The following is a 14,024-nucleotide window of genomic DNA, read 5'->3' as shown; positions in this document are numbered from 1 at the left end:
GCTCTGGCGGGCTGCTACCCGAAGTGGTCGCTTGCGCGAGTTTCCTGTGATCAGCGCTTACCTTGCGATCATTGCCTGGCTTTTTGCTCTGTTGGAGACCGGTTCGAATTGTAGCGACGAATGCCCCAACCGATGGGCTTGCGGCGATTGCCGGGCAAAGATGGATCTGCACCCCAGATCGCCTGATAGGTGTCGATGCACATTCCACGTTTTTGCAGGACGACAAACGCAAACGTCAGCAAACTCCACCAGGTCAGAATGACGAGCGGCATCCATCTGGGGGCATCTGCGAGGAAAAGGCCGAGCATGGTCGCCACGAATGTGAGCGGCATGCTAAGCCAGCCAACACTCTTGTGGAATCTTTCAAACATAACGCGTCGGCGCGTCATGAAGTAGTGGTCGCCTTTGAAAACGGCTGCAGTCGGGCCTCCCTTCGTCCCGCGCAGCCGACCGCTCAGGATCTGCGCCAAACCTGCAACCAAAAGAGCCCAGCCCGCGGTCGCATGTGCAGTTGCAACCGGCCCCTCCGGAAGGGTAGGCCCAAAAAACAAGAGTAGAGCCAGCGCGACGATCGCAAGCGCAAAACCAGTCTGTTGCATAAAAAGATGGCAGTGCCACCATGCCTTGTTATCGAGATGCTGCGGCCAGTTCTGCCGTGGCGCAATCTTGAAAAAGCGCGCGATCAAGACGCCAAATGGCACAAGAATATTCCAGCCCGCAACCATCAAGCGTCCGTGCCAAGCCACCGCTCCTGCGATGACATGCTCCATCTGTCCAGAGAGCGGTGTCAGCAACCACTGCCATAAAGCGCTCCAAGCCAAGGCCTCTCCTCCTCAAGGTTTCATCGTCGCGCAATCGCCGAATAGGCTCAACCATAAGCAATGATATCGATAACATAAATTTATTGCAATTCCCGAAAAGATGATGATGATGCGCCTATCCATGGCAGAGGAGGCTCTGAGCGATGGGAACGTCAACAGCGATGACAGCGATTGAGCAGATTGATGTAATACCTCTGACGAGAAATCAGAAAAGCCTAATTTATCTGGTTGTTCTTGGGAATATTTCAGAATTTTTTGATATTTTTATTATCGGCTTTGCGGTGTCGAGCCTTTTGAAAGACCCGAACTGGCACTTAAAGGGGTATGAAGCGGGTTGGATTATCGCGATGTCGGGTCTCGGCACGGTCATCGGCGCGATCTTGTGGGGTCGCTTAGCCGACAAGATTGGACGTAAATCGTCCTTCTTCTGGTGTGTCCTGATCTTCACGCTCTTCACGCTTGCGGCCGTGTTCACGCCGGACGACGGATGGATCATGCTCGCGGCACTCAGGATCGTCATTGGGATCGGCGTCGGTGGGCTGAACATCACATCGATCCCCTATGTCCAGGAATTCGTTCCTGCAAAGCAGCGCGGTCTACTTTCGGGCTTGGCATCGGTGTTCATTCCACTCGGACTGTTTCTTGGATCGATGGCGCAGCTGGTAGTTGGAACACATTGGCGCGTTCTGATCGCGCTCGGCGCTCTGCCGATCCTTTTGCTGATATGGCTGCGACAGGTCCCGGAGTCGCCGCGTTTCTTGCAGTCGCAGGGACGATCTGAGGAAGCACGAGCAGCGTTTGCCTGGGCACTCCAGCTCCCCGTTGAACAGGTTGGACCCTTACCGCATATGAAGGTGACTGATACCACGTCATATCGGCTGATTTTTGCCCATTATTTGAAGCCACTTGTCATTATCACGCTTGGCTCATTCTGCTTCATCCTGGGTTCGTCGGTCATTCAAGGTTGGGGACAGTCGATCCTAGGCTCCGGCTTCAAATTCTCTGCCAGCATGGTCGGGTGGCTTTTCATGCTCGTTTCGTTCGGAGACTTTTTGGGTCGTTTGGCGTCCGCATGGTTGGCAGATATTATCGGACGCCGTTGGACGTTGCTGGGTTTCAGTGTTCTAGGAGCATGCGGGCTTATGCTGTCGGCCTGGGCTGCCGCGATGACTCATTCCGGGATGCTTGATATCGTATCTGGTGGCTGGATATTCTTCCTCGGCATCCTGATCGCAATGACATTTGGCGACGGCGCCTTTGGAATTCTCAACGCTTTCGGCGCTGAGCAATTTCCGAACAAGGCCCGCCCAACGGGTCTGGGTCTGGGCTATGGTCTTGGCGCCAGCGCGAAGGTCTTTGGACCAGCATTGCTGGGAACCTGGTTTGGCGCGACCGTGACCATTGATCTTATCCCGCTCGCATTCGGCGTTTTCGCAGCCCTGCTGGTCATTGGCGGAGCGATCTACATGTTTGCCAAGGAAACGCGGGGGATTTCGTTGGATGACATCCTGGAGACCAAGAAGGTGTAAGCTGGCGGTCATTGGCTCAAGGCAATGAATTGTGCGGCAAATGTACGGCGCGCACGGTCAGTCGGAAGCCGCATGGGAAAAAGTCAAAGACTGTGGTGCCCTAAGAGAGAGCGCTGCGACGCGACGATCCGACGGGTTTGAAATCACCTTGGCAGAGTAACTCATCCACGCTGCCGAGCGCCGCACTAGCACATCTGCCTTATTGCGGATCGATGAAATCCTCGCCTAGATCCAAGCGGGTCTTGGGTCCCGGTTGTCCAAAAGCAGCCGGCAAGACCTGACGAAGACACTAAAATGAGGAGTTTTAAGATGTCCGATGTTACGGGCGACGCTAACGCAAACCAAGCCGCCATTCGTGAGCTGGCACCCCATGAGCTTGACGAGGTAAGCGGCGGGCTTAGCGGCAGCATCCAGACGTACAATGGCAAGATCGTGGGTTTTCAGGTCCAGATCGGCAGTTTCTCGGTCGGTGAAATGGCCGTCGCTGGAGGATCCAGCTACAATTATTGGAGCACCCCATTTGGAAGCGGCAGCTACTGGGCGACAAACTAACCCCAAACATCAAAACGGTAGACACTGATCAGCGTCTGATTTGAAGAACAACCCAAGGAGACCTCCTTGGGTTGTTTCTATTTGGCGGAACATATGGCGGCTATCCGAAGCCGCCCTAAACAAGCGCCGCTAAGCCTATCCGTAGGTTCTTCAGAACTCTCACGCACTTCAACGGGCAAAGCTTCTCGGTCAAAGCAGAGAAAACATTGTCAAGCTGCCTCTTGCGAGGTCGCTGCCGGCATGAGCTGCGGAGAGTCAAGGCCACTAGGCTTTCGCTCCTGGGAGTGGGAAGCGTCTTCATGCCGATTAAGGTTATAGGGCCGCCCCATGGCGGCAAATTTGTCCTTGATCGCCATCTCGATCTCCTTCATTGTACTATTCGGTACATTATGTACTTTTCGGTACAACTCATTTGAAAGGACATCGACATGGCACGACCTCCCCTCCCACCGTTCACCCGCGAGAGCGCCATCGAAAAGGTTCGTTTGGCGGAAGACGGATGGAACTCTCGCGACGCTGCCAAGGTCGCCCTGGCATACACGCTCGACACGCGCTGGCGGAACCGGGTAGAGTTCTGCACCACGCGCGACGAGGCTCAGGCGTTCCTCACACGCAAGTGGAACAAGGAGCACGAGTACCGCTTGATCAAGGAGCTATGGGCGTTCACCGGAAACCGCATTGCGGTGCGCTATGCCTATGAATACCGTGATGATAGCGGCCGCTGGTTTCGTGCTTATGGCAACGAAAATTGGGAGTTTGCAGAGGACGGTCTGATGGCAGTGCGACATGCCAGCATCAACGAGATGCCGATTTCAGAAAGCGAGCGCCTGTTTCACTGGCCGCTTGGCCGTCGACCCGACGACCATCCAAGCTTGAGCGATCTGGGCCTTTAATATGGCGCGCATCGTTGCCGAAAGATCCGACGTCATAGCCCCATTGGCCGAAGTTTTTCGAGAACACGGCTTTGAAGGTGCCAGCCTTGCCATCATCGGCAAGGCCACGGGGCTTGGCAAAGGCAGCCTCTACCACTTCTTCCCCAACGGGAAGGAGGAAATGATGCAGGCTGTGCTCAGCGAGATCCATCAATGGTTCGAGGACGCCGTCTATGCACCTTTGCGAGCCGGACAAGATGCAAATAGTGCCATCAATGATACGCTGGACGCTGTAACCGTCTACTTCAAGTCGGGCGGACGCGTGTGCTTGGTGGGAGCTCTGGCCGTTAGCAATACGCGGGATCGGTTCTCGCTGGCGGTTCGGGAATATTTTGTACAATGGGTGGAGGCGTTGCAATCAGCGCTCGTTCGCCAAGGTCGAGCGACAAGCGAAGCGCTTAGCCTCTCCGAAGACGCCGTGCTTTCTATTCAAGGCGCAATTATCCTCTCCCGCGCCCTCAACGATCCAGCGGTATTTACGCGTGCGATCGATCAGCTTCGATATAGACTGGTCCCATCGGGAAACGTGGTATCTGGCGCGCTGAGACATGGGAAGTGAGATGCTTGAAACGCAAGCATGCACATGGCTATCTGCAAATACCCTCGTGACAACATAAGGCGTTTTAGGTGTGGCAAAGCAATTTGAAAGCATAGACGATCGGCTCAAGAACTTTATCGAGCGGCAGCACATCTTCTTCACGGCATCCGCCACGGACAGTTCTCGCGTCAATATCTCACCACGTGAAAGGGGCTGCTTGCGTGTGCTCGGCCCAAACTGCGTCATCTATCTCGACAGGACTGGCAGCGGAAACGAGACTGCTGCCCATCTGCGCGCCGATGGCCGATTGACAATGATGTTTTGCGCCGTTGAAGGTCCACCTATGATCTTGCGGCTTTATGGACACGGACGAGCGATACACCACAATAGTTCCGAGTATGAAGACATTGTGGCCCGTTATTATGGTGGATCAGAGCCATCGGGAGCGCGACAAATCATCTGGCTGGACATCGATCTCGTGCAGACCTCGTGCGGCTTCGGGGTTCCCCTTTTTGATTATAAGGCCGAGCGAAACAGTCTAGACACCTGGACCGAGGTAAAGGGACAAGACGGCCTTGAGAGCTATCGTCGAGAGAAGAACAAGTACAGCATGGACGGGCTACCGACGGGGATGTTCGATGACGCTTAGCCAAGCGCGTGGTCGAAGGCATTAACCCCCTCTCGCTGAAGCAGCAGGTGAGCCGCATCCCATTGTGCGGCATTCTTCGCAGAAAGTACTTTGAGTCATATCTATAGGCGACCTATTGAGAAAGGGCCGCTGCTGCTGCAGTTGCAAGCTGCATGTCGACCCCGCTCTTCAATTGCCCGATGGTGAGAGGAACGAGCAGGTCTGGTCGAATGCCGACACCTTCGAACGGGCGCCCGTCTGGGAAATATTCGCGCTTTGTCGATACCCGAAATGACATGCCGAACTCTGGAAAGGTCGTCATATAGGGCTGACCTGTCGATCCAAAAGTTGGCTCACCGATGACCAGGCCGCGATTGCCGTCCTTAAATGACAGTACAAAATCTTCACATGCCGAAGCACAGCCGCCATCCACGAGGATCGCCATCTTACCGGCCCACGCATCGGACGATGGGTTGGTTTGTTGAGGGCCATAACGCATCATCACAGTTGGCAATGCCTGCGGAGCTCCATCGAATGAGCCGGAAGCGTCTGCCATAGCGATTGTCATAGGTGTCGTGAACATCGAGCCGCGATAAGGTCCGGTCATAATAGCAGACAAAAGAGTATCCGGCGCGCTGCCGCCACCATTCCCACGCAAATCTAGAAGTATGACGCTCGCATCCTTTGCAGCATGAATTGCCGTGATCGCGGCTTGCTCATATTCCGGGCTTTCGAAACTCGGAATACGGATGACAACCACGCCGTCCGGTCGATGATTAGCCTCGACCGCCTTCGCGAGCAGAAAGCCCCGTTCGGCTGCGCTGGGCTCGGCCTCCAGATCAACAGATACTCGCTGACCACCTTCTATTCCGAGCACGAACTGCCTCGGGAATAGAAGAGAGTGCGCCCATATCACGCGATCGACTGCCGACAGGCTCGATTGGCCGATATATTCCCTCACAGCTTCGAGCCAATCGTCAACAGCCTTATCGTCAACCGTAACAATGACATCAGCTGGCTGTAGTTCGGGAAGCCTCGACGTCACCACGACCCATAGCCCGTCAATCCGGCGAACAGTGAAGGGCATAGATCTAGATCGCTTGTTTAAAAGCTCATCGGTGAAAGACGTGTGGCCGTTCTTAAGGCTCGCAAACAGCCGCATTGTCATAAGCGAAAAGCTTTTTCGATCGGGAGCGCTTATTGCTTGCCGAAGATAAGCCCGATACTGCAACTCGAAATCGTAACTGGTTGGCAATCCTTCAGCATGGGCAAAGTAACGTTTAATGACATGGTAGGCTGTTGAAGCGATATAAGCGCGTTCGCTAATATCAGGGTCCCGGAAAGTAGGAATGTGAACTTCGTCCGTCGCTCTCATGGTTTTTGGTACCAGAACAAAGTAGAGAAAACGCTGCGTATTCAAAAGTGGGAAGAAGGTTTGGAGCGCATTGCAAGCTATGATCGCAAGATCGAATTACGTCTTAAAATATTCGATACCGTCTAAATGACAGGATTAAATAATGGCATGATGAAAAGGATTTGACCACGCCTTGATGGCCGATCACATCTCGCCGATGACGATGACTGGAACCCCGCTTCTTTAAACTGAACTCGCCGGATCGCGCCGTAAGCCCGTAAGATATCGGAGCCGCCACCGCATTACAGTCGTCAGCTTTGTAGAACGACTTAAGTCCAAGCCATAATCAGATGAGCATCGAAGTAAGGCAGGAAGGCTCGATTCCCGTTGGAGTTCGGTTTCTATCGCAAGACTTTCCTAAGCTTGCCGATTCATCAGATCTCAAAGATCCTGTGAGAATTTAGTGCCCGGCAGGCGAGCATCGTCTGACCTTGGCATTGGAGATGGTGATGCTCGCATTTGTTGAGCGGCAGATACAACAGGCATGCGCCAGCGATCGATTTGAGACTAGGAGCAAGGTCCTGTCGTTTGCTTTGCGCGTGACGTTCTGCGTAACCGCTACCGCTGATATTTTAAATTTCGTCGCACATCATCTTCTCAATACATTCGGACTTTTACCATATGCGGTTGCGCCGGCAGTTACGGTTGGATTGATCATCTCGACGATCGTCGCATCTTCCCTCACCTTCTCGATCGTCTATCTCGTCGGGCTCGCCATCCATCATCTGTCGATATCGAGAGCCGAATTCGAACGTCTTAGTCGCACCGACATGCTGTCAGGTCTACTGAACAGACGGGCGTTCATGGAGGAGGTCGCCAAAGCACCAGGCGATGCATCACTGATCCTGTTCGACATTGATCGCTTCAAGCAAATAAATGACGAATTTGGCCACGACGCCGGAGATCATGCCATCATCGCGGTCGCCAAACACTTACTTTCTACTTTTACCGAGCCGCATGTGGTGGCCCGCATCGGAGGCGAGGAGTTTGCCATTCTTGCGGTGAAGATCAGTGCACCGGAGCGGCTTGCCCTTGCGCAAAGATGCCGCGAAATGGTGGCCGCTCGGCCAGTGGAGGTTAAGGATAGGCTGGTGCATATCACCGTCTCAGGCGGAATTGCCGAGAAAGACGCGTATAGCTCCTTCGAGGATCTCTTCAGCGCCTGCGATAAGGCTCTTTATCAGGCGAAATCGTCAGGTCGCAATCTCCTGTTCCACACCCGCGATATCCTGGCAAACAATGTGCCCGCCAGAGCAGCGGGATGAACCACAGTTGAAATCAACCCGAATGCATTGATAGTGGGCTGACCACAGAGAAGCGATTATGCACGTCATCTCTCAGCGCGAACGATCGGGGCTGACCGAAGATGTTAAGTTCAGGATCAGCGCAGGTCCGCTGTTAGCAGTTATCCAGCAACCCGGCGGTTCCCGCTGGGTTTTTGCGGTCTTTTCGAATGGTCGGGATTTGTTATAGGCCCCTCGTTCGACCCCTTGCTTCCCAAACGCGGCCGCGGTTCACCTCTGTACAAGACAACTTGGTCGCGACCGCTGCCTTTTGCAGTGTAAAGGGCCTGATCCGCTTGGTCCTGAAGCGACTGAAGATCGCCTGCCCCTCTCCAAAAGGCAACGCCGATGCTGGCGCTTGTCTTTACAGGCATGGCATGCGTAGAAAATGACAGCGCATTGATAGCTTGCCGGAGCTGTTCGGCCTTTGCGAGGGCAATTTTTTCGGTTTGATTGGTCAAGAGGAGCGCGAATTCTTCGCCACCAAGCCGGCCAAAAGCGGTTTCTTTCCCGGCGATGGCCGCAAGAGTTTGAGCAACGCCGATGAGCACCGTATCCCCCATTCGGTGACCGTGCATGTCGTTGATCCTCTTGAAATGATCGATATCGATCATGATGAAGGCGTCCCCTGTCTGAGGCGCGCGCTCGAGACAGGCAAGAAAATGCTGCCGATTCGGGATACCCGTAAGGGCATCGGTACCGGCAAGCTGCCTCAACTGCGATTCAGTGCGCTCCTGAACAAAGACAACGACGAACAATGCCAAGGAGAAGTGGCAAATTATCAGGAGGAAGAAGGCGTAGCGTGGTTCAATTTGCGCGTAAGCCGGAAAGGTCATTCCAAGAGCAACCAGGGCACAAAATGCCGCCGCAGCGACTAACGCAAAGAACAGACCAAGCCTCGAAGGCAGCCTGTCCTTCCAAAAGTCCGCTAAAATTTTTAGGCCGGAAAGGCCGAGGAAGGCGCTGACGGCAATATTAAAGATTGCTCCACGCGTCTCATTATCTTCATACCAGTCCATCTGGAAGACAAGGGCTGACAAGAGAAGTGCTGCGACGGGCAGGCCCCAGTCAGACAGTTTTTGGTTGCGGCGACTGAGACGAAGTAATCCCGCGGCCAAAAGAGAATAACCCGTGATACCGATCGAAAAACTTCCGAAAGCCCAAAGGACAAGAGCAAGCGTACCTTGCTCGCCCATGCCAGCCAAGGTCGATGCGGCGGACAATAGAAAACAGCTAACCGCAAGAAAATCCAGACCAACTTCTCGTGAACGCCATCTTACGTAACAGAAGCTAATCGCCGCCACAATAAAGGAGGACTTGTGAAGAAGAAGAACTGTGGCGAGATCCATCGTCGAACCAAATACAGACCGGTACTGATCATGTAGGTAAAGAATAATACCTACTTTTGCATGAATTCGACTCTGTAGGGATACAAAACACGAGATAAGTGAATGAGTATGCCGTCAAATCAACGACGGCTTACTCATTGACGAGGACCAAGCGACGTGGCTGTCAGGAACCGACAGCGTCGCTAACGCACTTCTTCGTGTAGGACGTTTTCGCGGCGCCAACGAGAGGCTTTCCGTCCTTGCTTTTTGCAGAAGCCTCGCAAGCTGCCGTGGCGTCCTTGGTGCACTTGTTAATCGATGAGGTGAGCGCAGCCCCAACGAGCGGCTTTCCGTTCTTGTCGACGGCTTTGGTTTTGCACGTATCAGCGGCTTGCGCCAAGCCAGCCGAACAGATCAGTGCCATTGCGAACAATACCACTCTCATCATTTCCTCCCAATGCGCTAGAGATATTCTTTTCTACCAGAGCCCGCCGCGCGATGTCTATGGTCTCGCCAGCGGAGAGGCCCCATAAAACTGTCCTGAAACTACCTTAAGATGATCCGCGTGAAGCCTTGCAGCTATGGATAATCGGTTGCCGCAAAATTTCAGGCGACGACCTCGATCGCTCCTTCCATATGTCCACCCCGGCAGGGTCCTCTTCATCTAGATTGAACGGCGGTCGATCCGATTCGCACCATCATCGAGGCGGGGCCACCGGCAGCGAGTGCGTTGCGGTTTAGGAAGCCGCCGGCAACGGAAAGTGTACGCTTTCGTACATCATTCCCGGATGTACATTTTCTCCGTTGTTGCTCAAAGAGAAAGGTAGTCTCAATGGAGCGAGCCCGAGCTTGTCGACGCAGATCAATGCAATTAGCCTTACGCTTCTGCACGACGTCCTCATGGAACACGCGGCCCACTTTTATCCAGATGAAGCGCGCCAGAAGCAGCTCGTTCAACGGGTGGTTCTTGCGCTTCCTGAACTGATGCTGGATTTCAAGCCTGGACAGATTGAGCGGTCGCTTTTTCTGGCGATGCATCGTCTTGTCCAAGATGATTTGAAAGACGCCTGATGTTTTTCGCGGACAATGAGTCTCCTTCATTCTAAAAAGGCGCCGGAACGTGTCTGGGGTGAACCTCACCACTTGCTGACAAATTGACGAGCCCTCCATCGACAAAAAGGCACTAGGAACCATCAACCACTCCCGGCGTTTGCCAAGGCATACACAACACAGGAGGAAACAATGGTTTCTGCAGATCAGGTTCGCGAACACATGGATGTCATTGCAGCTGACGGCGCTCATGTCGGCACGGTCGATCATCTGGAAGGTCAGTCACGTATCAAACTCACAAAGAACGATTCCCAGGACGGCAAGCATCACCTCATTCCGCTGGAATGGGTGGATCACATCGATGAACACGTTCATCTCACCAAGAATGCAGATGACGTCCGGAGCCAATGGACGGCACTGAATTAATTTCTTCTTGAGCCGCCCCGAACAGGCGGCTCTCTTTTTCCCGTGAGCATCCCTTGGCGAATAACCTCACGCCAAGCGTTCAGGTGGGTAGACCACCATGCGAGTTATGGCGAAAGTCTTTGAAGACAAAGGGCGTCAGTAAGCGCTCAGGGACGTTCGACGCTGAACATCATGGTCGAAGAAGACCATCTTTCCTATGATCCCATTCGGCTCATCACGCCTACCATCCCTCTATATTCAAGCAATAAAGCATGTTCGGCGCAGTTCATTTCCTCATTGCTGCGTAGACATGCTTTCGCCCCTAGACAAAATAGTGGATATCATCCACTATTTTTGCGGCGCAATATGTGCCTCCCAGTGCAGACATAGTTAACGATAAAACAAGGGGAACTGATGTCTCAAACCACCACGTCGGCCGACGTGGTGCTGTCCGTTCGTAATCTCACGGTGGATCTGCCGCGAGGAATGGAACGCACCCATGCAGTAAAGGATATATCTTTCGATCTCCATAAAGGCGAGATTCTCTGCATCATTGGTGAATCCGGATCAGGAAAGTCGGTCACCGCAAATACGATTATGGGTCTTCTCTCCCCGGCCATCAAAGTCAGCGCCGGTGAGATAAATTTTAAGGGCATCGACATCCTAAAGGCCCGCGATGAGGATATCCGGCCTTTGCGCGGCCGGGCGGTCTCGATCATATTTCAAGATCCGCTGTCAGCCCTCAATCCTTTGATGACCGTCGGCGATCAAATCGCAGAGGTTCTTACGGCCCATGGCGCAGGAACCGCTGAGAGCCGCAAGGCGAAAGTTCTGGAGCTGCTGGAGGAGGTAGGGTTGCCGGAGCCCCCACTGATGCGGCTCCAATATCCGTTCCGCTTGTCCGGCGGACAGCGCCAGCGGGTGATGATCGCGATGGCGCTCGCGCTCGATCCGGACGTGCTGATCGCTGACGAGCCGACGACGGCACTCGATGTGACAACCCAAGCACAAATTCTGGATCTCATTCGTCGTCTGCAGAAGCGCAAGGGTATGAGCGTGATGTTCATTACCCACGATTTCGGCGTGGTCGCAGAAATTGCTGATCGGGTCGTTGTGATGGAAAAAGGTTATTTGGTGGAACATGGCAGGGCAGATAGCGTCCTCGTCAATCCCACCCATCCCTATACACAGCGCCTCGTTGCAGCTGTACCACGCATGCGCGCCAATGCTGACGATGTCAGCAACGAACCGCCTGTGGTGCTGGAAGTCGAAAATCTTGAGAAAGAATATCGTGGCACAGGGTCTTTGTTTTCAAAGGCGCGCACCGTTAAGGCCGTCAACGGCGTGAGCTTCCGGCTGCGCAAGGGCCAGACGTTGGGTGTCGTCGGCGAAAGTGGCTCCGGCAAGTCGTCATTGGGCAAGCTGCTTCTCAAGCTTCTGGAACCGGACGGCGGTGTCATCCGCTTCGATGGCCGCGACATCGCCAATATGACTGAACAGAGCTTTCGGTCAGTTCGGCCCTATATTCAAATGATCTTCCAAGATCCCTTCGCCTCTCTGAATCCCCGCCACACGATCGGGAAGATCCTGACGGTTGGTCCCATTGCGCACGGCGTTTCGGCACAGGAAGCACGAACAAAGGCGCTGAGGCTTCTAACCCTCGTTGGTCTCGACGAGCAGTCTTTCGACCGCTTCCCGCATGAGTTTTCGGGCGGCCAGCGCCAGCGCATCGGCATTGCCCGTGCGTTGATGTTCGACCCGGTCGTCCTCGTGGCGGACGAAGCCGTTTCGGCACTCGACGTCTCGATCCAGGCGCAAATTCTCAAGCTTCTTGCCCGCGTGCAAAAGGAAATGAAGATTGCGATGATCTTCATCACCCACGATCTGCGCGTGGCGAGCCAGATTTGCGACGAGGTTCTGGTCATGCATAAGGGAGTCGTCGTGGAGGAGGGACCGCCAACCCGGATCTTCCGCCAGCCGCAGCACGACTACACGCGAAAGCTCGTTTCCGCGATACCTGGCGCAGACTGGGAACCAGTGTCGGCCGTCGGCTGAACTAAAGGGCTGGCTGAAGCTAGCGCATAACGACCTGCCAGGCAGGCACGGCTATTACCCCTCCCTATTGACTGGCATCCCTCGATGCCGGCCCACCGAATATTTTCCATAAATTATTGATAATAAACGCAAAATCTGGAATTTTTCTTTAAAAAATAGTTGCTATTGTCCACCAATTGCACTTTCATAGCGTCACAAAAATGCAATACGGCATGGAGGCAAGACCGAAGCGACCGGGCTCTCAGAGGCTGTCGACGATCGGTTTCAGCTTTTTTCATGCAAACGGAACCTCCATGCGCAAACTGCCTGCCAAACCCTCGATCGTCCCGAAAGATATCAACATCGATGTCCTTGAGGATACGCTGAGCTTCTACATTCGCACGATCAACATTGCCGTCTCCCGGGACCTGGATGAGCGGCTGGAAGGGCTCGATGTCGCCAAAGGGACGGGTAAGATAACCACTCTTCTTCTGGTCGATGATTATCCGGGCATTCGTCCATCGGTCATCGCCCATCTTATTCTGAAAGACCGTTCCGCCATGGGCCGGCTGATCGACCAGATGGAAGACCATGAGCTCATACGGCGCGAGGTATCGCCCGACGATAGCCGCGCACAGGAGCTTTACATTACGGAAGCAGGCGCAGCGCTAGCCGTAAAAATCCGTGAGATCGTTCCGGAGCAGTCGCGCGACTTTTTCTCCTTCATTCCAAAGGACGAGCAGAGGTTAGTCATGGATATTCTCAGACGGGCGTACCGACGGATCGTGGGGCTTCCATGATAAAATCCTTGCAGGGATCTGTCGCGCTCTTGTCGGGGGCAAACCGCGGCATAGGTCAGCACATAGCTCTCGAACTCGCAAATGCGGGATGGTGCGTGTCGCTCGGCATGCGCCAGCCGGTGATGCCTGACTGGGCGGCCGGTCTTGAGGAGCGCGTCCATCTGATGGCTTATGATGCTGCCGATGCCGCGGCGGAGCAGCGATGGGTGGACGCGGCGCTGGCACGCTTCGGCCGCATCGATGCGCTTGTCGCCAATGCCGGGATCATGATCCCGAAGTCGGTGATCGAGGCCGACGATAAAGATATCGACGCCATGATGGATGTGAACGTCAAGGCGCCACGCCGGTTGGCGAAGGCCGCCTGGCATGCGCTCTGCGCCACCGGTCGAGGAAGGGTCATCATCCTCGCCTCCCTCTCGGGCAAACGCGTGAAATCTGCCGGAGCTGGCAGCTATTCATTGTCGAAGTTCGCTGCCGTGGCCCTTGCTCATGCCATTCGCCAAGCCGGATTTGATCAGGGCATTCGTGCTACCGCGGTCTGTCCCGGTTTCGTGGCTACCGCTATGGCAGCAGCCCTTACAGACAGACCCGCCGATCACCTGACACAGCCAGAAGATCTCGCCCACATCGTCTCCATGCTGCTCAGCCTGCCGAATGAGGCTTCCGTCGCCGAGTTCGCCGTCAATTGTCAACTCGAGGAGTTCTTTTAA

At 54.4% G+C, this 14,024-nt stretch carries 16 protein-coding genes; 11 read left to right on the top strand and 5 right to left on the bottom strand.

The genetic code is table 11. From position 1 onward, the window contains the following. Window positions 1-68 precede the first annotated feature (68 nt). Entirely contained in the window at window positions 69-821 is a 753-nt protein-coding gene (locus VQ830_RS16050) for a cytochrome b561 domain-containing protein (protein ID WP_337269149.1), read from the bottom strand. Between the two features lie 143 nt (window positions 822-964). On the opposite strand from VQ830_RS16050, the gene VQ830_RS16045 reads away from it, so the two are divergent. Next, window positions 965-2,350 (top strand): MFS transporter, encoded by a 1,386-nt coding sequence (locus VQ830_RS16045; RefSeq protein WP_337269148.1) that lies wholly within the window; start codon window positions 965-967, stop codon window positions 2,348-2,350. A 309-nt stretch (window positions 2,351-2,659) separates the two neighbouring features. Then, window positions 2,660-2,902 (top strand): hypothetical protein, encoded by a 243-nt coding sequence (locus VQ830_RS16040; protein WP_337269147.1) that lies wholly within the window; start codon window positions 2,660-2,662, stop codon window positions 2,900-2,902. 209 nt (window positions 2,903-3,111) lie between these two features. Here the strand turns inward: VQ830_RS16040 and VQ830_RS16035 are convergent, their stop codons facing one another. Then, window positions 3,112-3,258, bottom strand: a complete 147-nt coding sequence (locus tag VQ830_RS16035; RefSeq protein WP_337269146.1) for a hypothetical protein — start codon at window positions 3,256-3,258, stop codon at window positions 3,112-3,114. Window positions 3,259-3,330: 72 nt separating this feature from the next. Between VQ830_RS16035 and VQ830_RS16030 the strand changes: the two genes are divergently transcribed. From VQ830_RS16030 to VQ830_RS16020, 3 genes are all read left to right on the top strand, one after another. Further along, complete coding sequence (locus VQ830_RS16030; RefSeq protein ID WP_337269145.1) at window positions 3,331-3,795, top strand: nuclear transport factor 2 family protein; 465 nt, start codon at window positions 3,331-3,333, stop codon at window positions 3,793-3,795. A gap of 1 nt (window position 3,796) precedes the next feature. Continuing rightward, window positions 3,797-4,393, top strand: a complete 597-nt coding sequence (locus tag VQ830_RS16025) for a TetR/AcrR family transcriptional regulator (protein ID WP_337269144.1) — start codon at window positions 3,797-3,799, stop codon at window positions 4,391-4,393. Window positions 4,394-4,463: 70 nt separating this feature from the next. Continuing rightward, entirely contained in the window at window positions 4,464-5,021 is a 558-nt protein-coding gene (locus VQ830_RS16020) for a pyridoxamine 5'-phosphate oxidase family protein (RefSeq protein ID WP_337269143.1), read from the top strand. Window positions 5,022-5,133: 112 nt separating this feature from the next. On the opposite strand, the gene VQ830_RS16015 is transcribed toward VQ830_RS16020, so the two are convergent. Then, window positions 5,134-6,087, bottom strand: a complete 954-nt coding sequence (locus VQ830_RS16015) for a S41 family peptidase (RefSeq protein ID WP_337269142.1) — start codon at window positions 6,085-6,087, stop codon at window positions 5,134-5,136. A 776-nt stretch (window positions 6,088-6,863) separates the two neighbouring features. Here VQ830_RS16015 and VQ830_RS16010 point away from each other — a divergent pair. Beyond that, window positions 6,864-7,679 carry a GGDEF domain-containing protein gene (locus tag VQ830_RS16010; protein ID WP_337269141.1) on the top strand — a complete coding sequence of 272 codons (816 nt, stop codon included), beginning with the start codon at window positions 6,864-6,866 and terminating at the stop codon, window positions 7,677-7,679. 140 nt (window positions 7,680-7,819) lie between these two features. On the opposite strand, the gene VQ830_RS16005 is transcribed toward VQ830_RS16010, so the two are convergent. Further along, window positions 7,820-8,920, bottom strand: coding sequence for a GGDEF domain-containing protein (locus VQ830_RS16005; RefSeq protein ID WP_337269140.1), 1,101 nt, complete (start codon window positions 8,918-8,920; stop codon window positions 7,820-7,822). A 289-nt stretch (window positions 8,921-9,209) separates the two neighbouring features. Then, window positions 9,210-9,470, bottom strand: coding sequence for a hypothetical protein (locus tag VQ830_RS16000; protein WP_337269139.1), 261 nt, complete (start codon window positions 9,468-9,470; stop codon window positions 9,210-9,212). A gap of 404 nt (window positions 9,471-9,874) precedes the next feature. Here VQ830_RS16000 and VQ830_RS15995 point away from each other — a divergent pair, with 404 nt between their 5' ends. From VQ830_RS15995 to VQ830_RS15975, 5 genes are all read left to right on the top strand, one after another. Continuing rightward, window positions 9,875-10,096, top strand: a complete 222-nt coding sequence (locus VQ830_RS15995; RefSeq protein ID WP_337269138.1) for a hypothetical protein — start codon at window positions 9,875-9,877, stop codon at window positions 10,094-10,096. Between the two features lie 171 nt (window positions 10,097-10,267). Further along, window positions 10,268-10,501 (top strand): DUF2171 domain-containing protein, encoded by a 234-nt coding sequence (locus tag VQ830_RS15990; protein WP_337269137.1) that lies wholly within the window; start codon window positions 10,268-10,270, stop codon window positions 10,499-10,501. Window positions 10,502-10,894: 393 nt separating this feature from the next. Then, entirely contained in the window at window positions 10,895-12,535 is a 1,641-nt protein-coding gene (locus VQ830_RS15985) for a dipeptide ABC transporter ATP-binding protein (RefSeq protein ID WP_337269136.1), read from the top strand. A gap of 293 nt (window positions 12,536-12,828) precedes the next feature. Next, window positions 12,829-13,314 (top strand): MarR family winged helix-turn-helix transcriptional regulator, encoded by a 486-nt coding sequence (locus VQ830_RS15980; protein ID WP_337269135.1) that lies wholly within the window; start codon window positions 12,829-12,831, stop codon window positions 13,312-13,314. Continuing rightward, on the top strand, window positions 13,311-14,024 hold the full coding sequence (locus VQ830_RS15975; RefSeq protein WP_337269134.1) for an SDR family NAD(P)-dependent oxidoreductase: 714 nt from the start codon (window positions 13,311-13,313) through the stop codon (window positions 14,022-14,024). The genes VQ830_RS15980 and VQ830_RS15975 overlap by 4 nt, the downstream gene beginning before the upstream one ends.

The organism is Oryzifoliimicrobium ureilyticum, assembly GCF_037199735.1.
Taxonomy (GTDB): domain Bacteria; phylum Pseudomonadota; class Alphaproteobacteria; order Rhizobiales; family Rhizobiaceae; genus Rhizobium; species Rhizobium ureilyticus.
Note: the sequence above shows the minus strand (reverse complement) of the source record. Positions and strands in the feature narration are given on the sequence as shown.